Source organism: Pseudomonas promysalinigenes, assembly GCF_014269025.2.
GTDB lineage: Bacteria > Pseudomonadota > Gammaproteobacteria > Pseudomonadales > Pseudomonadaceae > Aquipseudomonas > Aquipseudomonas promysalinigenes.
Genome location: NZ_CP077094.1, coordinates 1565771 through 1587639 on the forward strand (window position 1 = coordinate 1565771; position 21869 = coordinate 1587639).

17 protein-coding genes are annotated in these 21869 nt (G+C 62.9%); 7 read left to right on the forward strand and 10 right to left on the reverse strand.

Going from position 1 to position 21869, the window contains the following annotated elements; translation table 11 throughout:
• The first annotated feature begins 12 nt into the window (after positions 1-12).
• The 6 genes from pepN to HU725_RS07310 all read left to right on the forward strand — a co-directional run bounded on the left by pepN (position 13) and on the right by HU725_RS07310 (position 8104).
• A complete protein-coding gene (pepN, locus tag HU725_RS07285; RefSeq protein WP_186476696.1) occupies positions 13-2670 on the forward strand; it encodes an aminopeptidase N in 2658 nt (885 codons plus the stop codon).
• 257 nt (positions 2671-2927) lie between these two features.
• The gene (locus HU725_RS07290; protein WP_409489170.1) at positions 2928-3953 is read left to right on the forward strand and encodes a WD40/YVTN/BNR-like repeat-containing protein; all 1026 of its coding nucleotides are present in this window, start codon (positions 2928-2930) and stop codon (positions 3951-3953) included.
• A gap of 20 nt (positions 3954-3973) precedes the next feature.
• Positions 3974-6349, forward strand: coding sequence for an efflux RND transporter permease subunit (locus HU725_RS07295; RefSeq protein WP_186476898.1), 2376 nt, complete (start codon positions 3974-3976; stop codon positions 6347-6349).
• 68 nt (positions 6350-6417) lie between these two features.
• Positions 6418-6708, forward strand: a complete 291-nt coding sequence (locus tag HU725_RS07300; RefSeq protein WP_186476698.1) for a DUF5629 family protein — start codon at positions 6418-6420, stop codon at positions 6706-6708.
• Entirely contained in the window at positions 6674-7804 is a 1131-nt protein-coding gene (locus HU725_RS07305; protein WP_186476899.1) for a lactonase family protein, read from the forward strand. The genes HU725_RS07300 and HU725_RS07305 overlap by 35 nt, the downstream gene beginning before the upstream one ends.
• 123 nt (positions 7805-7927) lie before the next feature.
• Positions 7928-8104, forward strand: coding sequence for a hypothetical protein (locus tag HU725_RS07310; RefSeq protein WP_186476699.1), 177 nt, complete (start codon positions 7928-7930; stop codon positions 8102-8104).
• Between the two features lie 55 nt (positions 8105-8159).
• Here the strand turns inward: HU725_RS07310 and HU725_RS07315 are convergent, their stop codons facing one another.
• Genes HU725_RS07315 through HU725_RS07325 form a run of 3 tightly spaced genes read right to left on the reverse strand, consistent with a single transcriptional unit; the run spans position 8160 to position 13629 of the window.
• Complete coding sequence (locus HU725_RS07315) at positions 8160-8753, reverse strand: glutathione S-transferase (RefSeq protein WP_186476700.1); 594 nt, start codon at positions 8751-8753, stop codon at positions 8160-8162.
• On the reverse strand, positions 8750-12394 hold the full coding sequence (locus HU725_RS07320; protein ID WP_186476701.1) for an AAA family ATPase: 3645 nt from the start codon (positions 12392-12394) through the stop codon (positions 8750-8752). Before HU725_RS07320 ends, HU725_RS07315 begins: the two co-directional genes overlap by 4 nt.
• Positions 12391-13629, reverse strand: a complete 1239-nt coding sequence (locus HU725_RS07325; RefSeq protein ID WP_186476702.1) for an exonuclease SbcCD subunit D C-terminal domain-containing protein — start codon at positions 13627-13629, stop codon at positions 12391-12393. The genes HU725_RS07320 and HU725_RS07325 overlap by 4 nt, the downstream gene beginning before the upstream one ends.
• A gap of 261 nt (positions 13630-13890) precedes the next feature.
• On the opposite strand from HU725_RS07325, the gene HU725_RS07330 reads away from it, so the two are divergent.
• Positions 13891-14322, forward strand: coding sequence for a DUF2628 domain-containing protein (locus HU725_RS07330; RefSeq protein WP_186476703.1), 432 nt, complete (start codon positions 13891-13893; stop codon positions 14320-14322).
• A gap of 111 nt (positions 14323-14433) precedes the next feature.
• On the opposite strand, the gene HU725_RS07335 is transcribed toward HU725_RS07330, so the two are convergent.
• The 7 genes from HU725_RS07335 to HU725_RS07365 all read right to left on the reverse strand — a co-directional run bounded on the left by HU725_RS07335 (position 14434) and on the right by HU725_RS07365 (position 21739).
• Positions 14434-16059 carry a BatD family protein gene (locus tag HU725_RS07335; protein ID WP_186476704.1) on the reverse strand — a complete coding sequence of 542 codons (1626 nt, stop codon included), beginning with the start codon at positions 16057-16059 and terminating at the stop codon, positions 14434-14436.
• On the reverse strand, positions 16056-17774 hold the full coding sequence (locus HU725_RS07340; RefSeq protein ID WP_186476705.1) for a tetratricopeptide repeat protein: 1719 nt from the start codon (positions 17772-17774) through the stop codon (positions 16056-16058). Before HU725_RS07340 ends, HU725_RS07335 begins: the two co-directional genes overlap by 4 nt.
• A complete protein-coding gene (locus HU725_RS07345) occupies positions 17771-18847 on the reverse strand; it encodes a vWA domain-containing protein (RefSeq protein WP_186476706.1) in 1077 nt (358 codons plus the stop codon). The genes HU725_RS07340 and HU725_RS07345 overlap by 4 nt, the downstream gene beginning before the upstream one ends.
• Entirely contained in the window at positions 18840-19334 is a 495-nt protein-coding gene (locus HU725_RS07350; protein WP_060477738.1) for a DUF4381 domain-containing protein, read from the reverse strand. The genes HU725_RS07345 and HU725_RS07350 overlap by 8 nt, the downstream gene beginning before the upstream one ends.
• Positions 19331-20275: a DUF58 domain-containing protein gene (locus tag HU725_RS07355; RefSeq protein WP_186476707.1), complete on the reverse strand. Its 945-nt coding sequence runs from the start codon at positions 20273-20275 to the stop codon at positions 19331-19333. The genes HU725_RS07350 and HU725_RS07355 overlap by 4 nt, the downstream gene beginning before the upstream one ends.
• Before the next feature lie 3 nt (positions 20276-20278).
• On the reverse strand, positions 20279-21238 hold the full coding sequence (locus HU725_RS07360) for an AAA family ATPase (RefSeq protein WP_060477736.1): 960 nt from the start codon (positions 21236-21238) through the stop codon (positions 20279-20281).
• Between the two features lie 147 nt (positions 21239-21385).
• Positions 21386-21739, reverse strand: coding sequence for a hypothetical protein (locus tag HU725_RS07365; RefSeq protein ID WP_060477735.1), 354 nt, complete (start codon positions 21737-21739; stop codon positions 21386-21388).
• Positions 21740-21869 lie beyond the last annotated feature (130 nt).

The following is a 21869-nucleotide window of genomic DNA, read 5'->3' on the forward strand; positions in this document are numbered from 1 at the left end:
AAGGACCTGCACATGCGTACCGAACAACCGCAAGTGATCTACCTCAAGGATTACCAGGCGCCCGAGTACCTGATCGACGAGACGCACCTAACCTTCGAGCTGTTCGAGGACCACACCCTGGTCCACGCGCAATTGGTCATGCGCCGCAATCCGGCGCTTGGGGCTGGCCTGCCGCCATTGGTACTGGACGGCCAGCAACTGGAGCTGTTGCACGCCTCGCTGGACGATCATGAACTCGACGCGGGCGAGTTCCAGCTCGACGCCGACAGCCTGACCGTGCAGCCCAAGGCCGAGCGTTTCACCCTCGACACCAGCGTGAAAATTCACCCCGAGAGCAATACCGCGCTGGAAGGCCTGTACAAGTCCGGCAAGATGTTCTGCACCCAATGCGAGGCCGAGGGTTTTCGCAAGATCACGTATTACCTCGATCGTCCGGACGTGATGAGTACCTTCACCACCACCGTGATCGCCGAACAGCATCGCTACCCGGTGCTGCTCAGCAACGGCAACCCGATTGGCAGTGGGCCGGCCGAAGATGGCCGTCACTGGGCCACCTGGGAAGACCCGTTCATGAAGCCGGCCTACCTTTTCGCGTTGGTGGCTGGCGATCTTTGGTGCGTCGAAGACAGTTTCACGCGCCAGTCTGGCCGGGATGTCACCCTGCGCATTTATGTCGAGCCCGAGAACATCGACAAGTGTGACCACGCCATGGTCAGCCTGAAGAAGTCCATGCGCTGGGACGAAGAGGTCTACGGCCGCGAGTACGATCTGGATATCTTCATGATCGTGGCGGTCAACGATTTCAACATGGGCGCCATGGAAAACAAGGGTCTGAACATCTTCAACTCCAGCTGCGTGCTGGCCCGTGCCGAAACGGCTACGGACGCTGCCCACCAGCGAGTCGAGGGGGTTGTCGCTCACGAGTACTTCCACAACTGGTCGGGCAACCGTGTGACCTGCCGCGACTGGTTCCAACTGTCGCTCAAAGAAGGCTTCACGGTGTTCCGCGATGCCGAGTTCAGTGCCGACATGAACTCGCGTACCGTCAAGCGCATCGAGGACGTGGCTTACCTGCGCACGCACCAGTTCGCCGAAGACGCCGGCCCCATGGCCCATCCCGTACGCCCGGAAAGCTTCATCGAAATTTCCAACTTCTACACCCTGACGGTGTATGAAAAGGGCGCAGAAGTGGTGCGCATGGTCCGCACTCTGCTGGGCGCCGAGGGGTTCCGCAAAGGCAGCGACCTGTACTTCGAACGCCACGACGGCCAGGCGGTGACCACCGACGATTTCATCAAGGCCATGGAAGACGCCAATGGCGTCGATCTGGCTCAGTTCAAGCGCTGGTACAGCCAGGCCGGTACTCCGCGCCTGGAAGTCAGCGAGGCCTATGACGCTGGCGCCCAGACTTACAGCCTGACCTTCCGTCAGAGCTGCCCGCCGACGCCTGACAAGGCCGAGAAACTTCCGTTCGTGATACCGGTGGAATTGGGCTTGCTCGATACCCAAGGCAACGATCTGGCGCTGCAACTGGTCGGGGAAACAACGGCCGTTGGTCATTCGCGGGTGCTGTCGGTGACCGAAGCCGAGCAGACCTTCACCTTCCAGGGTATCGCGAGCAAGCCACTGCCTTCGCTGCTGCGTGGTTTCAGCGCACCGGTCAAGCTGAGCTTCCCCTATGACCGCGACCAGCTGATGTTCCTGATGCAGCACGACAGCGACGGCTTCAACCGCTGGGAGGCGGGCCAGCAGCTGTCGGTGCAGGTGCTGCAGGAGTTGATCGGCCAGCATCAGCGCGGCCAAGCACTGGCGCTCGACCAGCGCCTGATCACGGCCTTGGGCACGGTACTGGGCAACGAATCGCTGGACCCGGCCATGGTTGCCGAAATGCTCTCGCTGCCTGGCGAAGCGTATCTGACCGAGATCAGCCAAGTGGCCGACGTCGATGCCATCCACGCCGCCCGCGAATTCGCTCGCCAGCAGATCGCCGAGCAGTTGTTCGATGCGCTATGGGCGCGCTACCAGGCCAACCGCGAAGTGTCACGCAGCACCGCTTACGTGGCCGCCGCCGAGCACTTTGCCCGCCGCAGCCTGCAGAACATCGCCCTGTCTTATCTGATGCTGACCGGCAAACCTCAGGTGCTCAAGGCGACCCTGGAGCAGTTCGAACAGTGCGATAACATGACCGAACGCTTGACGGCGCTGGCGGTGCTGGTCAACTCGCCGTTCGAAGCTGAGCGCGCTGAGGCCCTGGCAAGCTTCGCCGAGCACTTCAAGGACAACCCATTGGTCATGGACCAGTGGTTCAGCGTGCAGGCAGCCAGCACGCTGCCAGGCGGGTTGGCGCGGGTCAAAGCGTTGATGCAGCACCCGGCATTCACCCTGAAAAACCCGAACAAGGTGCGGGCGCTGATCGGTGCCTTTGCCGGGCAGAACCTGGTCAACTTCCACGCCGCCGATGGTTCCGGATATCGCTTCTTGGCGGACCTGGTGATCGAGCTCAATGCGCTGAACCCGCAGATTGCTTCGCGTCAACTGGCACCGCTGACCCGCTGGCGTAAGTATGACGCTGCCCGGCAGGTGCTGATGAAGGGTGAGTTGGAGCGGATTCTCGCCTCCGGGGAGCTGTCCAGTGATGTCTATGAGGTGGTGAGCAAGAGCCTGGCTTGAGGTTTTGTAACCGCAACTGACCGCTTCGCGGGTAAACCCGCTCCAACAGAGACCGCCCAGGCCTTGCGGCCTGGGCCAGACCTGCTGGGGCAGGTTTATCCGCGAAGCTGTTTAGCGGTTAACAAAACATAACGTCCCGCACGTTGTAATCCTTCAAACTTCCCCGATACGATCCCCACAAGCCTCTAATGCAGGCCTTTCACAGCACGGACCCATCAAAAACAAAACAACAGGGGATGGTCATGAAGCAGCGGGTGATGACGCAGGCCAGGCGTGGTGCCTGGCCGTCGGCGGCCGGCGCAATGCTGGCGCTGGTACTGGGAATATGGGCCGACAGCGCGCAGGCCGCTGCTGCCGATGAATACTCCACCGAATCCGCCAAGGCCAGCCAGAGCCTGCTGATTGGCGCGACCCATGCCGGCAAACGCCTTGTGGTGGTCGGTGATCGTGGCCACATTCTGTTTTCCGATGACCAAGGCATCACCTGGACCCAGGCCCGGGTGCCCACCCGGCAATTGCTCACCGCCGTGTTCTTCCTCGACGACAAGCGCGGCTGGGCGGTGGGTCACGATGCGCAGATTCTTGCCAGCAGCGACGGCGGCGCCACTTGGACCAAGCAATTCGAAGACCTGGCCCGCGAAGCGCCTCTGCTCGATGTCACCTTCCTCGATGCACAGCATGGTTTTGCCGTGGGCGCCTATGGCGCGCTGCTGGAAACCCGCGACGGCGGCCAGCACTGGCAGGACATCGCCGAGCGCCTGGACAACCCCGACCAATTGCACCTCAATGGCATCGCCCGCGTGCGCGATGCTGGCCTGTTCATCGTCGGTGAGCAGGGCGGTATGTATCGCTCCAGCGACGAAGGGCAGAGCTGGACCAAGGTGCAGGGCCCTTATGAAGGCTCGCTGTTCGGCGTGATAGGCACCGCCAAGGCGCAGACGCTGCTGGCTTACGGGCTACGCGGCAATCTGTTCCGCTCAAGCGACTTCGGTGACAGTTGGCAGCCGATCGCCCTCAAGGTCGCCCGTGGCGAGCTCGAATTCGGCCTGGCAGGCGCTACGCTTGTCGAGGATGGCAGCCTGGTGCTGGTCGGCAACGGCGGCAGCGTGCTGCGCAGCATCGATGACGGGCAGACGTTCAGTGTCTACAACCGCAGCGACCGCATCGCGCTGGCCGGTGTCACTGGCCTGGCCGACGGCGGCCTGTTGCTGGTGGGGCAGGGTGGCGTACATCTGGCCAGTGCCGACGGCGCGCAGCGTGCGGCTAAGCAGGTGCGCCCATGACCAGCAGGGAGAGTATCACCATGCACCCGCATCATCAGGACAAGGCGACACTGCTAGAACGCCTGATCTTCAACAACCGCCCGGTGGTCATCGCCCTGTGCCTGCTGGTGAGCATTTTCCTGTTCTGGCAAGCCACGCAGATCCGCCCCTCGACCAGTTTCGAGAAAATGATCCCGCTGCAGCATCCATTCATCGAACAGATGATGGCCCACCGCAGCGACCTGGCCAACTTGGGCAACACCGTGCGTATCTCGGTCGAGGCGGTCAACGGCGACATCTTCGACAAGGACTACATGGAAACCCTTCGCCAGATCCATGACGAGGTGTTCTACATTCCAGGCGTCGATCGCGCCGGGCTCAAGTCGCTTTGGAGCCCGAGCGTGCGCTGGAGCGAGGTGACAGAAGAAGGGTTTTCAGGCGGTGAGGTGATCCCCAATACCTATGATGGGTCCCAGCAGAGCCTGGATACCCTGCGCGACAACGTGCTCAAATCTGGCCAGGTTGGGCGCCTGGTGGGTAACAACTTCAAGTCCAGCATCGTCGACGTGCCGCTGCTCGAAAGCTTCCCTGACCCCAATGACCCCGGCAAGCAGGTCAAACTCGACTACCAGCAGTTCTCGCACCAACTTGAAGAAAAGATCCGCGACAAGTTCCAGGCGCAGAATCCCAACGTCAAGATCCACATCATTGGCTTTGCCAAGAAGGTCGGTGACCTGATCGACGGCCTGGTGATGGTGGCGATGTTCTTCGGCATCGCGCTGGTGATTACCTGGGTGCTGCTCTACTGGTTTACCTGGTGCATCCGCAGCACCATCGCCGTCCTCATCACCACCCTGGTGGCAGTGGTCTGGCAACTGGGCCTGATGCATGCGGTCGGCTTCGGCCTGGACCCTTACTCGATGCTGGTGCCGTTCCTGATCTTCGCGATCGGTATTTCCCACGGTGTGCAGAAGATCAATGGCATCGCCTTGCAGTCCAGTGATGCGGACAATGCCTTGACCGCCGCCCGGCGCACCTTCCGCCAGTTGTTCCTGCCTGGGATGATTGCCATTCTTGCCGACGCCGTCGGGTTCATCACCCTGCTGATCATCGACATCGGGGTGATCCGCGAGTTGGCCATCGGCGCGTCCATCGGGGTGGCGGTGATCGTGTTCACCAACCTGATCTTGCTCCCGGTAGCGATTTCCTATGTTGGCATCAGCAAGAAGGCCATCGAGCGCAGCAAGAAGGACGCTACCCGCGAGCACCCGTTCTGGCGCCTGTTGGCGAACTTCGCCAGCGCCAAGGTGGCTCCAGTGTCGATCGTTCTGGCCTTGATCGCGTTCGCAGGTGGCCTGTGGTACAGCCAGAACCTGAAGATCGGCGACCTCGACCAGGGCGCGCCAGAACTGCGCCCGGACTCGCGCTACAACCAGGACAACAACTTTATCATCAGCAACTATTCAACCAGCTCCGATGTGCTGGTGATCATGGTCAAGACCCCGGCTGAAAGCTGCTCGGTCTACTCGACCATGGCGCCGATCGACGAGTTGATGTGGACCATGCAGAACACCCCAGGCGTGCAGTCGGCGATCTCCTTGGTAACCGTTTCCAAACAGGTGATCAAGGGCATGAACGAGGGCAGCCTGAAATGGGAAACCCTGTCGCGCAACCCGGACATCCTCAACAACTCCATCGCCCGCGCTGACGGCCTGTACAACGCCGACTGTTCGTTGGCACCGGTGCTGGTGTTCCTCAACGACCACAAAGCCGAAACCCTGGAGCGGGTGACAGCCGTGGCCAAGGCGTTCGCCGACAGCCATGACAAAGAGGGCCTGCAGTTCCTCCTGGCGGCAGGTAATGCCGGTATCGAGGCGGCCACCAACGAGGTCATCAAGTCGGCCGAGCTGACCATCCTGATCCTGGTTTATCTGTGCGTGGCGGCGATGTGCATGATCACCTTCCGCTCGTTTGCTGCAACACTCTGCATCGTGCTACCGCTGGTACTGACGTCGGTGCTGGGGAACGCCTTGATGGCATTCATGGGCATTGGCGTGAAGGTCGCTACCTTGCCGGTGGTGGCCCTGGGCGTGGGCATCGGCGTGGACTACGGCATCTACATCTACAGCCGGCTGGAAAGCTTCCTGCGTGCCGGGCTGCCGTTGCAGGAAGCCTACTATCAGACCCTGCGCTCGACGGGTAAGGCCGTGTTGTTCACCGGCCTGTGCCTGGCGATCGGCGTGTGCACCTGGATCTTCTCGGCCATCAAGTTCCAGGCCGACATGGGCCTGATGCTGACCTTCATGCTGCTGTGGAACATGTTCGGTGCGCTATGGCTGCTGCCAGCACTGGCGCGGTTCCTGATCAAGCCTGAGAAAATGGCAGGTAAGCAGGGCGGTTCGATCTTCGCCCATTGATGCATCACCGGGGGGCCGCAATGCGGCCCTCAGGTTATACTGCGGGCTCATTTCTCTACGGTATTCCCATGTCCCCCCTCGCTACCGCCCTCACTTGCTGCGACATGCTCCTGATCGATGGCCTGCATGCCTTCGAGTTCACCTGCGACGAAGCCGGCCTTTCCATCGAATGCATGGACGGCCGCCAGCACCGCCGCTGGTCGTTCACCCCGGAGCAGGTCGCGGCCGCTGTAGGCGAAGGTGATCAATGGCAACTAAGCGATGCCCAGGGCGAGCATCGTCTAGTCTGTATGAGTGCCTTTCGCGCCCCGGATGAAGACGATGATGAACCGGACCTGGACCAGCCTGCTGACCGCTAGCCTGATGAGCCTGACAATCACCGCCAATGCTGCCACCTTGCTCGTGGGCAGCTACACAGACGGCCACAGCCAAGGCATCTATCGCTATGCCTTCGATCCCAAGACCGGCCAGATTGCCTCGCCGCCGCTACAGGTCGTTGACAGCGTAAGCCCGTCCTGGCTGGTGCTCTCAGCGGACCATCGCCAGCTGTTTGCCGTCAACGAAACGCCTGATGGCAAGGTTTCCAGCTTCAGTATCGCTGCCGACGGGCAGATCAAGTTGCTGAACCAGGTGAGCAGCCGGGGCGATGAGCCAACCCACGCCAGCCTCAGCCGCGACCAGCGCTATCTGTTCGTCGCCAACTACGCCGTCGCCCCCGACCCCGGTGGCAGTTTGGTGGTTATCCCGGTGGCCAAGGACGGCAAGCTCCAGGACGGTATACAGCAATTGCGCCATGCACCCAGCGGCGTCAACCCTGAGCGCCAGGCAGGCGGGCACGTTCACTCGCTGGTACTGTCGCCGGACGGCCAACATGTGTATGCCTGCGACCTTGGGGCCGACAAGGTGTTCATTTACCGCTATGACGGCGCCAGCCCCGACCAGCCGCTGAGTGCGGCGGTGCCGGCGTCGGTGGACTTGCCGCCTGGCAGTGGGCCGCGGCACCTGCTGTTCGATGCCAAGGGCCGGCATGCCTACCTGACGCTGGAGATGAGTGGCGAGGTGGTAATGTTCGACGTCAAGGACGCCGTGCTGCAGGCGCGTCAGCGCCTGCCGCTTACCGATCAGCAGGATGCCGCCGCCAAGGCTTCCGGCGGGCTGCACTTGTCGGCCGATGGGCGTTTTCTCTACGTGAGCAACCGCGGCACAGCGAATGAGATCGTGGTGTTCAGCGTGAACAAGGATGACGGTCAGCTGACGTTGCTGCAGCGCCATTCGGTGCAAGGCGATCACCCGCGGGAGTTTGCACTGGACCCCAGCGGCAACTACCTGCTGGTGGCCAACCAGAAAAGTAACCAGATCGTGGTCATGCGCCGTGACCTGCGCAGCGGCAAGCTCGGCGAGACGGTGCAGACCTTCACGCAGGATGCGCCATCGGATCTCAAGTTCGTCGAGTAACCATCGATAGCGGTGATAAGCCTTAGCAGTGCAATGAATTTCTGCAGCGGATCTGGGCGGCGTACGTTTGACCTAAGGCCCAAGTGGCTCAACGTCAAACTCTACAAGTCGAGGTCCGCCACCATGAACTTCAATCTGTTCCCCGTTATCGCCGCATCGGCCATTTCTGCTTCTGTGGTGTTGCCAGCCCATGCCCATGCTGACGGCATCAAGGCAACGGCAACCCACAGTTACACCCAGCAGTACCTGCGCCAAAGCGCCACCTTCCATGCGGCGTTGAGTGGCAAGCACAGCCACTGACCTGGCCTGCGGGTAAACCAGCATCAGCAGGAACCAAGCTGCAGCAAAGCAGGTTCTAGCGAGCCATCACTGACGTGAACAGCTGCGAAGCCAACCACCCCGCCAGCCAGCTGCGCACACGCGGATAAGCCGCCTCGGCGAACCACTGCGGTTCGACCCCGGCAAACTGGCGCACCAGCGGTAGCAGGGCGGCGTCGGCCAGGCTTGGATGATCGGCCAGCAAATACGGCCGGCCCTCGAGCAACTGTTCAAGCTCCGCCAGCCAATACTCCCCCTGCTGGCGGTAGTGCTCGCGGGTATGCTCAGGGTAACGCTCGGCATATTTGTACAGGTTCACCTGCGCCTTGAACGTGCTGTCGTTACGGGCTATCAGGGCTTGGGCATGCTGTGCAGCAGCGGGGTCGGCCAACAGGCGCCAGTCCTGTGGATCGTGCTGCTCGAGCGCCCAGCGCATGATGTCCAGGCTCTCATCCAGTACACCTGCCCCAGTATCGAGCACCGGCACCGTGCCCTTGGGCGACAGAGCCAGCAGTGCTGCAGGCTTGTTTTTCATCGCCACCTCGACTACCTGCACCGTACAGCCTGCGTAGCGTAGCGCCAGGCGTGCACGCATCGCCCAGGGGCAGCGGCGGAATGAATAGAGGATCATCCGCACACCTGCACATCGCTCAACCCATTGCCCTGGCGGCGCACCTGGATCTGCACTGGGATCCGTTCGTGCATTTCCTGTACGTGGGAGATGACCGCGACCTTGCGCCCCTGTGCCTGCAAACCGTCAAGGGCATCCATGGCCAGTTGCAGCGACTCGGGGTCCAGGCTACCAAACCCTTCATCGATGAACAGCGATTCAATGCGCAAGGTGCTCGAGGCCATCGAGGCCAGGCCCAGGGCCAATGCCAGCGAAACCAGGAATGTTTCACCGCCAGACAGTGAGTGCACCGAGCGCAGTTCATCGCCCATTTCGGTATCCAGTACCAGCAGACCCAGGGCGCTGCCACCACGCTTGAGCCGATAACGACGCGCCAATTGGCGCAATTGGGCATTGGCGTGGTGCAACAGCAAGTCGAGGTTGTAGCCTTGGGCGATTTTGCGGAACACATCGCCTGAGGCCGAGCCGATCAGCGCGTTGAGCCGGGCCCAACGCTGCCACTGGGTGTAAGCCTGCTCGATTTCTGCCGCCAGCGCCTGGCTCGCCTGCTGGCGGCGTTGGTCATCGGCTTGCTGCGCGCGCAATTCGGCGCAGAGCTGTTCATGCTCGGCCAGGCGTTGGCGTATCGAGCCCAGGGCGAGCTCAAGCTCTTCGACGGTCGCCTGCACACTCATCTGCGCCGCGTGCTGCTCTAGCCGTTGCGCCCGCTCCTGGAGCAATACGTGGCTCTGTTCGAGAGTTTTCTCGGCCAGTTGCAGGCGCTGGCGTAGCTCGCTCAACTGGCCTTCGTCGATGGCTAGCAGGCGATCGAGCCCAGCGTCGTCGAGCTCTGGGTGCGCTGCGCGCCACTGGGCGATATCGCCTTGCAGCTGCTGGCATTCATCGTTCAGCGCCTGCTGTTGCTGGGCGGTGGCCTTGAGCTCACTTGCCAGTTGCACGCCCTGTGTGCGCAGGTCCTGAAGGCGCTGGGTGGTTTCTGCATCGGCGGCGCGGGCTTGTTCGAGCTGGCTGTCCAGATGCTGTTGCCAGGCTTCGGCGCTGGCGTGTTCGGCCAGCAACTCGGTCAAGGCGGCCTGGGCCTGCTGGTGTTGCGTGTCGAGTTCGGCGAGCTGCTGCTGCGCCTGCGCCAGCCCCTGAATGCGCAGCTGTTGCTGGTCGCGCAGTTTGTCCAACTGTTGCTGGCGCGCCTGCAGCTCGTCTTGTTCGTCCTTGCGCTGCTCCAGTTGCTGCAGGCGTTGGGAGATCTGCTGGTCGAGGGCCATGAAAGCGTTGGCTGGGTCATCGCCCAAGGCCTTGAGCACATCGCCCGGCAGCACACCTGCCAAGTCATCGAGCCCTTGTTGCAGCAGCCGTTCATCGCTGGCCATTGCCTGGTGCTGTTGGTCCAGATGACGCTGGGCCTGCTGTTGGGCCTGCTCGGCGACCTGCAATTGTTGGTTCAGGCGGGCGGCATCTTTTTGCAGGGCGAGCAGGGTGCTTTGACGTTTCTCGTCCTTGCCGATTTCCTCCTCCAGGCGTTGTAACTGGCTGTCGAGCCAGGCGCTGCGGGCCTTGTCGGCTTGCGGCGCGAGCGCGGGCCAGAGGCTATGGGCTTGCAATTGTGCCAGCAGTGGCTGCAACTGCTCGCTCATGGTCTGCTGCTGTTGCTGATGGTCCTTGAGCTGGGCGTTCACTACACCGAGTTGAGTGCGCAGCTCAACCAGTTTGCCGTTGAGGGTTTCGACCTGCTTTTGCGCAGCGTCCTCTTCAGCCTGATCATGGCGACCGAGGCTTTGCAGCAGTGCGTCGGGCTGGTGAAACGGATGATCGGCACTGCCGCACACTGGGCAGGGCTCGCCATCGCGCAGTTGGCCGCGCAGTTCTTCGACGCTGGTGTTACGTGCCAGGCGCTGGCGTTGCAGCAGCTGACGGGTAAGATTGAGCGCCTGTTCGGCCGCTTCGAGCTCAGCCTTGGCCGCGGTCCCTTCGCCGATGAGCTGCTGGCGCTGTTGCATGGCTTGCAGCTGACGTTCACGCACGGCATCCAGCTGTTGGCGCAGTTCCTGTTCACGGCCATGTAGGCGTGATAGCTCCTCGACGGCGCGTTGTTGCTTGCGGTTGTCCTGCAGCATGTTGCCGAGCAGGTCGATCTGTTCAGCCAACGCTTGGGGTTCAGCCTTGGCTTCGCGGAACAACAGCTCGAGCTGCTCACGCTCAGCTTGCAGGTGTGCGTTGGCCTGACTGGCTTGAGCCTGCAGGGTCGGTAGCTCCTCGCGGCCCTTGGCCAGGCGGCCGCCAATCAACATCACTTGCTTGAGTTGTGGCAGGTAGGCCTGCCAGGCATTGGCCAGGCCAGCCAGATGCTGGCTGTCGACCAGGGCGGCGTCGATCATCGCCAACTGTTGTTCGCAACGCTGCTGCTGTTGCTCGGTTTGCAGCAGGTGCTGCTGCCCGTCGGCCACCTGCTGTTCGGCAAGCTGACAGGCAGTTTGCTGCTCGAGCTGCTGCTGGCCGAGGCGGGCCAAGGTGTCTTCGCCTGCGAACGCCTGGCGTAGGCGCGGCGCACTTTCGCTGTGCAGGGCCTGGCTGTGGGCCAAGGCTTCGCGGGCGGCGATTTGCGCCTGCTCCAACGCCGCGGTGTGTGTCTGCAGCTCCAATTGCTGGCGTTGTTGTTCGGCGAGCTGCTCGGCCAGCGGGGCCAGTTGCAGGCGCAGGATCTGCTGGCGGTGGAATTGATGCCGCTGCGGCGCCAGGCGCTCGAGGCGCTGCAAGTCCGTGCGCTGGTCGACCAGTTGCTGCCAGCTTTGCTCGGCAGCTTGCAGGCTGGCCTGGGCTTGGGCGTGCTGAGTGTTCAGCTGACGTTGTTCAGCGAGCCAGTTGCGCTGCTGCTCCAGCTGACGCTCGCCGGCCTGGTCGGCCTTTAACTGCTGCAACGCCTGCTCCAGGCGCTGGTCGAGCTCAGCGCGCACTTGAGCGGCCATCGGCAGCAGATGGCTGGCGCGCTCTTTGAGGGCATTGTGGGTTTCGGCGGTTTCCCGGGCCTTGCTGAACGCACGCTGGCCCAAACGGGTATAGATGGAGGTGTTGGTGAGCTTTTCCAAAAGCTCGCTGCGCTCTTTGTCATCGGCCTTGAGGAACGCGCTGAACTCGCTCTGGGCCAGCATCACCGCACGGGTGAACTGCTCGAAATTCAGGCCCAGGCGGGCTTCGATCAATTGCTTGTATTCGCTCTTGCCGCTGCCCAGCACCTGTTCGCTGTCGAGGTCATACAGGCTCTGGCGGCTGAGCTGGAGCTTGCCGTTGGCCTTGTCGCGGGCGCGGTTGGCTTCCCAGCGCGCACGGTAGCGATGGCCATCGATGCCGATGAAATCAACTTCGGCAAAGCCGCTACCGGTCCCGCGACGCAGGAGGTTGCGCGGGTCCGATGTAGGGATCTCGCCTTCGCCGTCCGGTACCTTCGCTTCACGGGCGATATCGTTCAGGCGCGGCACGGTGCCGAACAAGGCCAGGCACAAGGCATCGAGCAGGGTGCTCTTGCCGGCGCCGGTCGGCCCGGTGATGGCGAACAGGCCGGCACTGGCCAAGGGCTCGGTGGTGAAATCGATGTCGACTGGGCCGGCCAGGGAGGCCAGGTTCTTCAGGCGGATGGCGAGAATCTTCATGGCTGTTCCTCTTGCAACTGAACGTCCTGCAACAGCAGAGCGAAGTCGGCCAGGGCCTGCTCGTCGGCGGGGTTGCCATAGGCCTGCTCCCAGGCGCGGCTGAACAGGTCCTGTGGGGTCATCTGCGCCAGCTCGACGAACACCTGGTCATCGTCTTCTGCAGGGCCTTTGCCTGCATATTCGGTACTGATGCGGACCAGCCTGACGGCCTTGCCATGCAGGGCGCCCTCAATTTGCTGGCGCAGGTCGGGCTGCGGTTCATCCAGCCTTACCCGCACTTCCAGCCACGGCTGGCGGTTGGGGTCATCGAGCAGGTCGATCACAGGCAACTCGGCCAGTTGTTCCAGCAGTTCGCCCAGCGGCGCCGGGCCGACCCGCTGCAGGGCCACGGCGCGGGGTACCGGGCGAGCTTCGACGCTGACCAGTTCGCTGCCTTGGAACTCGACTTCAAGCACTTGGTGCGGGTAGCTGATTTCGGCGAACGACAATGGGATCGGCGAGCCACTGTAACGGATACGGTCTTCGCGGTTGACCTTCTGCGGCTTGTGCAGATGGCCGAGTGCGACGTAGCTGATCGATTTATCGAACAACTTGGCCGGCAGGGCCTCGGCGTTGCCGATGATCAGGCTGCGCTCGGAGTCCTCCGACACGGCTCCACCTGCCATGTGCGCATGGCTGATGGCGATCAGGGCTTGGTCTTTCTTGCGTTTCTTCTGCGCCGCCCCGATCAGCTGTTGATGCACCTGGGTAATGCCTTGCAGGTAGTCGTCGCCTAACTGCGGGCCAGTGACTTCAGCCGGGCGCAGAAAGGGCAGGGCCAGGCACCAGGCAGCGACCTTGCCGCGGCTGTTGGTGAGCGGGATCAGCAGGCGGTCGGCATCGAGCTGGCCTTCGTCGAGCCATTGCACCCGGCCCAGCGCGTGGGTGCGTAGGCGGCGCATGAGGGCGGCGGGCAGCTCGATGCGCGAGCCCGAATCGTGGTTGCCGGCGATCATGACGATCTGCAGCTTGGGCTGCTGCTCGTGGGCCTGGACGATGAAGTCATAGAGCCGTTCCTGGGCTTTGACCGGAGGGTTGACCGTGTCGAAGATGTCCCCGGCGATCAGCAGCGCGTCCGGCTGGCGAAGGTGTAGCTGGCCGAGCAGCCAGTCAAGGAAGCAGGCGTGTTCGAAGTCGCGTTCCTGGCCGTGCAGGCTTTGGCCAAGGTGCCAGTCGGAGGTGTGAAACAGACGCATGGATGACCTGTCGATGTCGAGTCAGCAAGCCGGGGCTTGGCGTGAATGGTGGGCTTTGCGCAGCCGGGTATGGTAACCCAAGGCGGGTGCACAGGGCAGTCGCGCCTTGGCTGAGCCTGTTCGGATGGGCAGCACCTGGATGACTGGATTGATATGCTTCGAACCCCTGGGTCCTTGCCTTGTTCAGGGTGCTGGTCTACCCTGCGCCGCGCCAGGTTCATGGCCATTCGACAAGTACGGACGTTTCTACAAGGAGTTTCTATGGAAGGTATCCCGCAATCCCAGTCGGCAACTGGCAACCTCAAGCCTAAATGGCAGGAACGCTTTGCCTTCTTCGAGCAGCACGGCGCACCGACTTCCGCTTCTTACAAAGCCGCGTTCCGCGCCTTGCCTTTTCGCAAGAGAATCTTGATCAACAGCAACTTCATTGGCTTCTTCTTCGGCCCGATTTATTGGTTCGTGCTGGGGATGTGGAAGAAGAACCTGGTGATGCTGGGCGGCATGGTTGTCGTCAGTGTACTGCTTGGCCTCTATGAAATGTCGACCGGCACCGAGATCCCGCGCCCGGTGGACAACGGTATCAATATGGCTTTCGCCTTTTTGTACATGTTCTTGACCAATCGGGCTTATTACCTCAAACAGGCCAAAGGCGTGAATGGCTGGAATCCGTTTGAGGGGCAGCGGATGATTTGAAGCTGCGTCCTAGAGATCGAGGGCAGGCCTGGTTCGCCATGGGTGCAGCGAATGGTTTCAGGTCTCGCCGGCGATAAAGCACGTAGTGCTTGCCAGGCCTACCTCAACACCTCACTTCGGATAAAGCGGCGGTAAGCTCCCACCGTCACCCGCCGGCAAAAATACCTGCTCAGCCGGCGGAATCGTCCTGATCGCGCGCCACAGATCCTCACCCTGCCAGTACTGGCCACTTTCGCTGTACAACGCCCCGTTCAACCCATCCAGCGCATCGGACAGCGGCACGAAGCGCGCAGCCATCTCGGCCAAGGTTTCAGGCTGCTGCCGCGCCCAGGCATCCAGGGCCTGGCGGGTAGCCTGGGGGTCGTTGGCCTGGGATGCGCGTTTCAGGTCGTCCAGCAAGGTACGGGGGCTCGGGCCGTTCTGCGCAGCACGCAGTACTGCCGGTTGCGAGCGGGCGCGCCACCAAAGAGCGAACCCCATGAGCGTGGTCAGGGCGAACACCAAAGTCGCCAGCTGCCACGGCCAGAGCAGGTGGCTGGCTGCGTTGTTATCCCCGACCGGGGTGTCAGCGCTCAGTGCCGGGTTATCCTGCACATCCAGAGTACGCGCTGGCAGGCTGCTGTGCTCAAGGTGGTCTTCACGCGTGTTCCACCAGGTGATTTCCAGGGCTGGCAGGGGCAGTTTGCCGCTGTGGGTCGGCACCAGCGCTTCACGTTCTTCGCGGTTGGCAGTCATGCCCCGTTCGCTGATCTCGTTGCGTAGCAGCGGTTGGTCCGGATAGCGGCGCAAGCCGACGATTTCGGTGGCCGGCAACTGTGGCAGCTGGGTGCTGGACAAGCCCTGCGCGCGCAAGGTGATACTACGAGTCAGCGAGTCGCCAATCTGCGGTGGTTGGTTGGCTGGGTCGGGATTCCAGTGTTCTTCCAAGGTCAGCTCGCGTGCCGGGAGCCATGGTGCACTGGCAGGCCAGGCGCTGGGGATCGGGCGAACACTCAGGTGCAGTGGCAGTGAGCTGACCTGCACTTGGCGGCCAGCGCGGGTAGTGCCAGCCGGCTGCTCGCCGTTGTCGGCGGCGGTGGCGGTGAAGGTCAGCGGGGGGATATCCAGGCTACCGCTTTGCTGGGGATACACGGCGTAGCGGGTTTCGATCACCCCGTGGCGTATGCCGTTGATTTCTTTCTCGTAGGTGCGCGACTCCCCCAACGGTTCCACCTTGGCGTTGTCCAGCTGCAGCGGGCTCAAGGTGCTGTCATCGTACAGCGACACCGAATGGTAAATGCGCAACGTCAGCACGGCCTGGGCCTGGACGTAGACCTCATCGCTGTCCAAGGTGGCTTCGATGAAGACTTGCGAGGCGGTTTCGGGGCGGCTGGAATCGGCTTGCAACACCTGCACATCGATGGGCTGGCTCTGCGACTGGCCCAGTTGCAGCTCAGGAATTCGCAGGCTGCCGCTGCGCTTTGGCAGCAAGGTGATGATCCAGCGGGTGCTGGCCCGGGTTTCACCATCCAGCGTATGCAGGCTGTTCAACTGGCGTGTGCCACGCACTTCGAAGTCGTCTTCCAGCGCGTGCAGGTCGGGCTTGCCGAATTGGGTCACATCTTGGCTTTCCAGGGTCAGCTCAAGGGTTTCGCCAGCCTCCAGGCGCGTGCGGTCAACACTGGCCTGCAGCGTAGGAAGGGCATGGGCCATGACGGCCCAAAACAGACTCAGAACAAAGACGCCGAAGCGACTCATCGTGTTTTTTCCTGATGCAATTGCTGTTCATACCAGAACTTGCGCCGCAGCAACTCCGCCGGATTGTCGGGGATCTCGCGCAGCCATTGTTCCAGGGCCTGGCGCTGTTCGGCGTCGAGGTTGCTCGAGTCCGGGCGCTGGGGGGGCTGGGTGACACTGTCGTCATCGCCGCCCTGGTTGCCAGGGGCTGCCTGGCTGTCGTTGTTGCCGTCACCGGCATGCTCGGTTGCGGCTTGTTCTTCGTTGCCTGGCGTGCCTTGTGCGGGGTTACTGGCCGAGCTGCTGTTGCCTTCGGTTTCACTGCCAGGGGGGCTCTGCGCATCGCTGTTGGCAGGTTGATCTTGCGCCTGGCCCTCGCGTTGCTGCAGCAACTGTTGCACCAGTGCCTGATTGGCCAGCGCCGGCTGCAGGTCGGGCTGCCGCTCCAGGGCCTGTTCGTAGGCGTCCAAAGCAGCCTCCAACTCGCCGCTGCGGGCCAGGGCATTGCCTCGATTGTAGTGGTCGGCAGCGCTATCGCCCTGAGCGAAAGCCTCGGCGGCGCCGGCGAAGTCGCCGGCCTGGTAGAGCGCCATGCCACGCCATTGCGGGTCCCGGAAGTGCTGTGCGGCCTGGGCAGGGCGTTGCTTGTTCAGCAGCTGTTGGCCCTGCTGGTCGGGGCGCAGCCACAAATCGTTGAACTCCAAAGCTTGGCTGGGCTGTGGCAGGGCCAGCAGCAGCGGCAGACAGAACAGCCAGCCGCGCCGTCCGGCGCAGGCGGCCAGTAGCAGCAAGGGCAGCAACAGCCAGTGGCCCTGGTCGGCCCAACTGTCCAGTTGCAGGGTCTGGTCAGCATCGCGCAATTGCCGCGGATTGTCGAACAGCCCCAGGCCGCGCAGGTCGAGGTCGTCAATACGGGCGTGCCGGTAGCGCCCGCCGGTGCCATTGATGAAACCTTTGAGGCTGGCGCTGTCGAGGCGCGGCACGAGGATGCCACCCTGGTCATCCTTGAGGAATTCTCCGTTGGGCTGACGCACGGGTGCGCCGTCGCGTGTGCCGATGCCCAGCATCAGCAAGCTTGGGCCCTGACGGCCGAGAGCCTGGGTGATGCCTTGGCGCTCGGCTGCACTGAGCGCCGAGCCCACCAGCAACAGGCGACCCTGACCCAGGCCGCTCTGGGCCAGCAGCGCCAGGCCTTTCTGTACGGCCAGATCGGCGCGCTGCCCGGGTTTGGGCATGATCGATGGGTCGATGGCCTCCAGCAGGTTGCGCGTGGTGCTCAGGTCATCCGACAGCGGCACCAGGGTGTGTGCGCTGCCGGCATAGACCACCAGCGCGGTCTGGCTATCGTTGCGATGTTCGAGCAGATCGAGGATCTTGCGCCGGGCCTGTTCCAGACGGTTGGGAGTCACATCCTCGGCAAGCATCTGCGGGGTCAGTTCGAGCAGAATCACCAGCGGATCGGCCGGGCGCTGACGGGTTTCTTCCAGGCGCTGCCAACTCGGGCCCAGCAGGGCTAGCACCACCAGCAGCCAGGCCAAGCCCAGGGCCACCCAAGGTAGCTTGCTGTTACTGCCGCTGCCGCCGCCGAGCAGTACCGGTTGGAACGCCACTGGCAGAATCATCTGCCAGCGCCCGGCGCGTTTGCGCCGGTGCCATAGCTTGAACAACAGCCAGCCGAGCAGAGGGACTACCAGCAGCCAGAGGGGGCGCAGCCATTGTGGCCATAGATCGATCATCGCCGTTTCCTCAGGCGCAAGCGTTTCAAGCGTTGCCGCCATTCTGGATGGGGCTGCAGGAAGCGCGGTCTGCGCAGCACCTTGTGCAACCAGTTATCGGGCCACTGCACTGCCATCACCAACAACACGCTGAGCAGCAAAGCCAAGGCCAGGGGCCAGGCATACAGCGCTTTGGCCGTGCGCGCCTGGGTCGGTTGCTGGGCCACAGGCTCGAGCTGGTCGAGGGTGTCACCGATGGCGTTCAGCTCAGCGCCATCATGGGCACGGAAGTAGGCGCCATGGGTGATGTCGGCAATTTCCTTGAGCGAGGCTTCGTCCAGGTCCAGGCTCGGGTTCAGGCCAAGCAGGCCAGGGGTGCCGCTGGCTTGCGGGTTGGCGCCGATGCCGATGGTATAGATTCTTACTCCTTCCTGGGCTGCCAGGCGGGCGGCGGTCAATGGGTGGATCTGCCCGCCGTTGTTGGCACCATCGGTCACCAGTACCAGCACCCGGCTTTGTGCCGGGCGTTGGCGCAGGCGTTTGACCGCCAAGCCGATAGCGTCGCCGATGGCGGTGTTCTTCCCGGCGATGCCGATTTGCGCCTGGTCCAGGAAGGTCCGCACCGTGCGGCGGTCGAAGGTCAGTGGCGCTTGCAGGTAGGCCTGGCTGCCGAACAGGATCAGCCCCACCCGATCGCCTTCGCGATCTTGCAGAAAATCGCCTAACAGTGCCTTGACCAAGTCGAGCCGGCTTACGTCTTCGCCTTTGAACTGCATGTCGGGGAAGTCCATCGAACCGGAGACATCCACCGCAACCAGCAGATCACGGCCACTGGCCGCCACCGGCACGGGCTCGCCGAGCCACTGCGGGCGGGCCGCGGCCAACAATAGCAACAGCCAGATCACCATGTACGGCGCCTGTTGGCGCAGGGTTGGCAAGTTCAGGCGGGCACGGCGCCCGGCCAGCCCTTCCAGCTCGTCAAGGAAGCCAACCTTGAGCACCGGCTCGCCACTGTCAGCGGCAGGCAGCAACAGGCGTAACAGCCAGGGTAGCGGCAGCAACAGGAAGATCCACGGCCAGGCCAGTTCAAACATGTTTGCGGATCCAGGTTTCCACCGCCTGGCTGAGCCCGGCGATGGCTTTGTCATCGAGCTTGCACTCAGGCTTGTAGGCGCCTTCGACCAGCACCATCCAGCGGGTCAGGCCGGCAGCCGGGCAGCGGTTGTCGAGAAAGGCCAGCCACTGCCGGCCGTTCAAGGTATGGCTGTTGGCGCCAGGGTAGTGGTTGCGGCACAGGCGCTTGAGCAAGGCGTTGATCTGTTGCAGCCAGGCGCCGGCCGGTGCGCCGTCGTAGGGGCGCGGCAGGCGCGCGAGTTCGGCCAAGGCCTCCACCCGCACCGGATCGAGCGGCAATTCGGCGCGCACCACCGGACGTTTGCCCGGCCGCCAGCGGCGCAATCGCCACAGTCCCCAGCCCAGCAGCGGCAGTAGCGCAAGCAACAACCACCAACCCGGCGCGGGCGGCCAAAGGCTGATCGCTGGCGGCGCGATCAGTGGTTGCAACTGGTCCAGCGGGTTCATTGGTCACTTCCGGGGCGCTGAGCGTTCAGGTACGCGCGCAATTGCTCGATCATCTCACTCTGGGTACTCAGCGGCATCAACACCACGCGAAGTTTCTGCGCCATCAGCTCCCACCGCTCGATCCGCGCTTCAGCCTGTTGACGGTAAGCCTGGCGCAGGTTTGGGTCCAGGGTGTCGAGCTCAAGCTGTGCGCCACGCTGGGCAAAGCGCAGCAGGCCGGCAGCGGGCAGGGCATGGTCCAGAGGGTCGGACACTGGCATCAACAGCAGGTCGCAGTGGCGCGAAAGCATGGCAAGGTGCTGTTCGGCCTGGGCACTGAGCGAGCGTTCGTCGCAGATGACGATGGCCAGGCTGCCGGGGCGCAGCACTTCGCGGGCCCGGCGCAAGGCCAGGCCAAGGCTGTCGGCCTGGGGCGCAGCTTCGGTATGCAGTGCCTGGTTGACCTTGGCCAGGCGGTTAAGCAGCTGCAGCAGGCTCTGCTTGCTGCGCCGAGGCTTGATCTCGTGATGGTCGCTATCGCCGAACACCAGGCCGCCGATGCGGTCGTTGTGACCCAGCGCAGCCCAGCCGAACAACGCTGCCGCTTCGGCGGCAAGCACAGACTTGAACATCAGCCCCGAGCCAAAGAACAGGCGCTGGCTCTGTTCCACGAGGATGAAGATCGGCCGCTCGCGTTCTTCGTGAAACAGCTTGGTGTGCGGTTCCTGAGTGCGTGCAGTGACGCGCCAGTCGATGTTGCGCACATCGTCACCGGCCTGGTAGACGCGCACCTGGTCGAAGTCGACGCCGCGCCCGCGTAGCTTGGAGTGGTGCAACCCCACCAGCGGGCTGCGCTGGCCAGGGCGGGAAAACAACTGAATCTCACGCACCCGGTGGCGCATGTCGATCAGTTCGGCAAGGCCGATGCGTATGCCGGGTTCGGCCTGCAGCGTGGTGGGCATGGGTCAGGCGACGGCCACGACGTCGAGGATGCGCTGGACCACACGGTCCTGGTCCACCCCTGCCGCCTCAGCTTCGAACGAGAGGATGATGCGGTGGCGTAGCACATCGAACAGCACCGCCTGAATATCCTCTGGGCTGACGAAGTCGCGCCCGGCCAGCCAGGCGTGGGCGCGGGCGCAGCGGTCAAGGGCGATCGAGCCGCGGGGGCTTGCGCCATAGGCGATCCAGTCGGCCAGCTCGGTGTCGAACTTGGCCGGGGTACGGGTAGCCATGACCAGCTGGACCAGGTACTCCTCCACCGCGTCTGCCATGTAAAGGCCGAGGATTTCCTTGCGCGCGGCGAAGATTGCCTGCTGACTGACCCGGCGCTCAGGTTTCACTTCCCCGCCCAGTGCTTCACCACGGGCCTGGGCGAGAATGCGACGCTCCACGGCAGCGTCGGGGAAGCCGATTTTCACATGCATCAGGAAACGGTCGAGTTGGGCTTCAGGCAGCGGGTAGGTGCCTTCCTGCTCGATCGGGTTCTGGGTGGCCATGACCAAGAACAGCGGGGAAAGATCATAGGTGCTGCGGCCCACGCTGACCTGGCGCTCTGCCATGGCTTCGAGCAGTGCCGACTGGACCTTGGCCGGGGCGCGGTTGATTTCGTCGGCCAGCACCAGGTTGTGGAATATGGGGCCTTGCTGAAATACGAAGCTGCCGGTTTCCGGGCGGTAGATTTCGGTGCCGGTGATGTCGGCTGGCAGCAGGTCCGGGGTGAACTGTATGCGGTGGAACTGTGCCTCGATGCCTTCGGCCAGCTCTTTGATGGCTTTGGTCTTGGCCAGGCCAGGGGCACCCTCGACCAACATGTGGCCGTCGGCCAACAGCACGATCAACAGCCGCTCGACCAGTTTCTCCTGGCCTAGGATCTGTGAGGAAAGAAAGGTGCGTAGCGCGATCAGCGCTTCACGGTGTTCCATCGGCGGCGGTTCCTGGGTTCGCGCCAGGTCGCGCACGACCTGGCAGGGGGTGATACTTTAATCTATCCAGGGGGGCGCCGACCAATGGCGGCCGGGAATTTTATCGCTGCCAAGTGGGCTGGGCACCCGGCAGGCGTGGGCAGGTGCTCAGAGTTCGCTGACCAAGCTGCCGGTGCCATCGAGAATGTTGCGCAGGGTCAGCGCCACTTCTTCCAGGTCAGTCCCTGTGGAGGTCAGCACGATCTCCAGCGTGTCATCCCCTTTGAGCGCATCACGGTCCCCGGCGGCCACCTCGATCAGCAGGCGTTGCGCGCTCAAGGTCACCTTCAGCCCGTCGAGGGTCGACGGCTCGTCATCCAAAGTCAGGTCGACGGTGTCTTCGTCAGGGTAGCGAGTCAGCAGAAACATCTGCCCCTTGTCGCTGTGGCAGCACAAGGTCGCCATGTTGTCTTCCTCGTCATCGCAAGGGGTGGCGAACAGCAAGGCGGTGTGGATTTGCATTAGGACGACTCGGGTCAAGGGGATTGAGCGGGAATTCTGACAGCCTTGCACGCATCCATAAACGTAAATTGCCAGCCCTTGACCGAAATTGTCGCAGCCTCGCAAGCGGTAATGACCGCTCAGTCGTTAA

Excerpts from the sequence above, each read along its gene's own strand:
- pepN (WP_186476696.1), top strand. The coding sequence starts at position 13 with ATGCGTACCGAACAACCGCAAGTGATCTACCTCAAGGATTACCAGGCG.
- HU725_RS07290 (WP_409489170.1), top strand. The coding sequence starts at position 2,928 with ATGACGCAGGCCAGGCGTGGTGCCTGGCCGTCGGCGGCCGGCGCAATG.
- HU725_RS07295 (WP_186476898.1), top strand. The coding sequence starts at position 3,974 with ATGCACCCGCATCATCAGGACAAGGCGACACTGCTAGAACGCCTGATC.
- HU725_RS07300 (WP_186476698.1), top strand. The coding sequence starts at position 6,418 with ATGTCCCCCCTCGCTACCGCCCTCACTTGCTGCGACATGCTCCTGATC.
- HU725_RS07305 (WP_186476899.1), top strand. The coding sequence starts at position 6,674 with ATGAACCGGACCTGGACCAGCCTGCTGACCGCTAGCCTGATGAGCCTG.
- HU725_RS07310 (WP_186476699.1), top strand. The coding sequence starts at position 7,928 with ATGAACTTCAATCTGTTCCCCGTTATCGCCGCATCGGCCATTTCTGCT.
- HU725_RS07315 (WP_186476700.1), bottom strand. The coding sequence starts at position 8,753 with ATGATCCTCTATTCATTCCGCCGCTGCCCCTGGGCGATGCGTGCACGC.
- HU725_RS07320 (WP_186476701.1), bottom strand. The coding sequence starts at position 12,394 with ATGAAGATTCTCGCCATCCGCCTGAAGAACCTGGCCTCCCTGGCCGGC.
- HU725_RS07325 (WP_186476702.1), bottom strand. The coding sequence starts at position 13,629 with ATGCGTCTGTTTCACACCTCCGACTGGCACCTTGGCCAAAGCCTGCAC.
- HU725_RS07330 (WP_186476703.1), top strand. The coding sequence starts at position 13,891 with ATGGAAGGTATCCCGCAATCCCAGTCGGCAACTGGCAACCTCAAGCCT.
- HU725_RS07335 (WP_186476704.1), bottom strand. The coding sequence starts at position 16,059 with ATGAGTCGCTTCGGCGTCTTTGTTCTGAGTCTGTTTTGGGCCGTCATG.
- HU725_RS07340 (WP_186476705.1), bottom strand. The coding sequence starts at position 17,774 with ATGATCGATCTATGGCCACAATGGCTGCGCCCCCTCTGGCTGCTGGTA.
- HU725_RS07345 (WP_186476706.1), bottom strand. The coding sequence starts at position 18,847 with ATGTTTGAACTGGCCTGGCCGTGGATCTTCCTGTTGCTGCCGCTACCC.
- HU725_RS07350 (WP_060477738.1), bottom strand. The coding sequence starts at position 19,334 with ATGAACCCGCTGGACCAGTTGCAACCACTGATCGCGCCGCCAGCGATC.
- HU725_RS07355 (WP_186476707.1), bottom strand. The coding sequence starts at position 20,275 with ATGCCCACCACGCTGCAGGCCGAACCCGGCATACGCATCGGCCTTGCC.
- HU725_RS07360 (WP_060477736.1), bottom strand. The coding sequence starts at position 21,238 with ATGGAACACCGTGAAGCGCTGATCGCGCTACGCACCTTTCTTTCCTCA.
- HU725_RS07365 (WP_060477735.1), bottom strand. The coding sequence starts at position 21,739 with ATGCAAATCCACACCGCCTTGCTGTTCGCCACCCCTTGCGATGACGAG.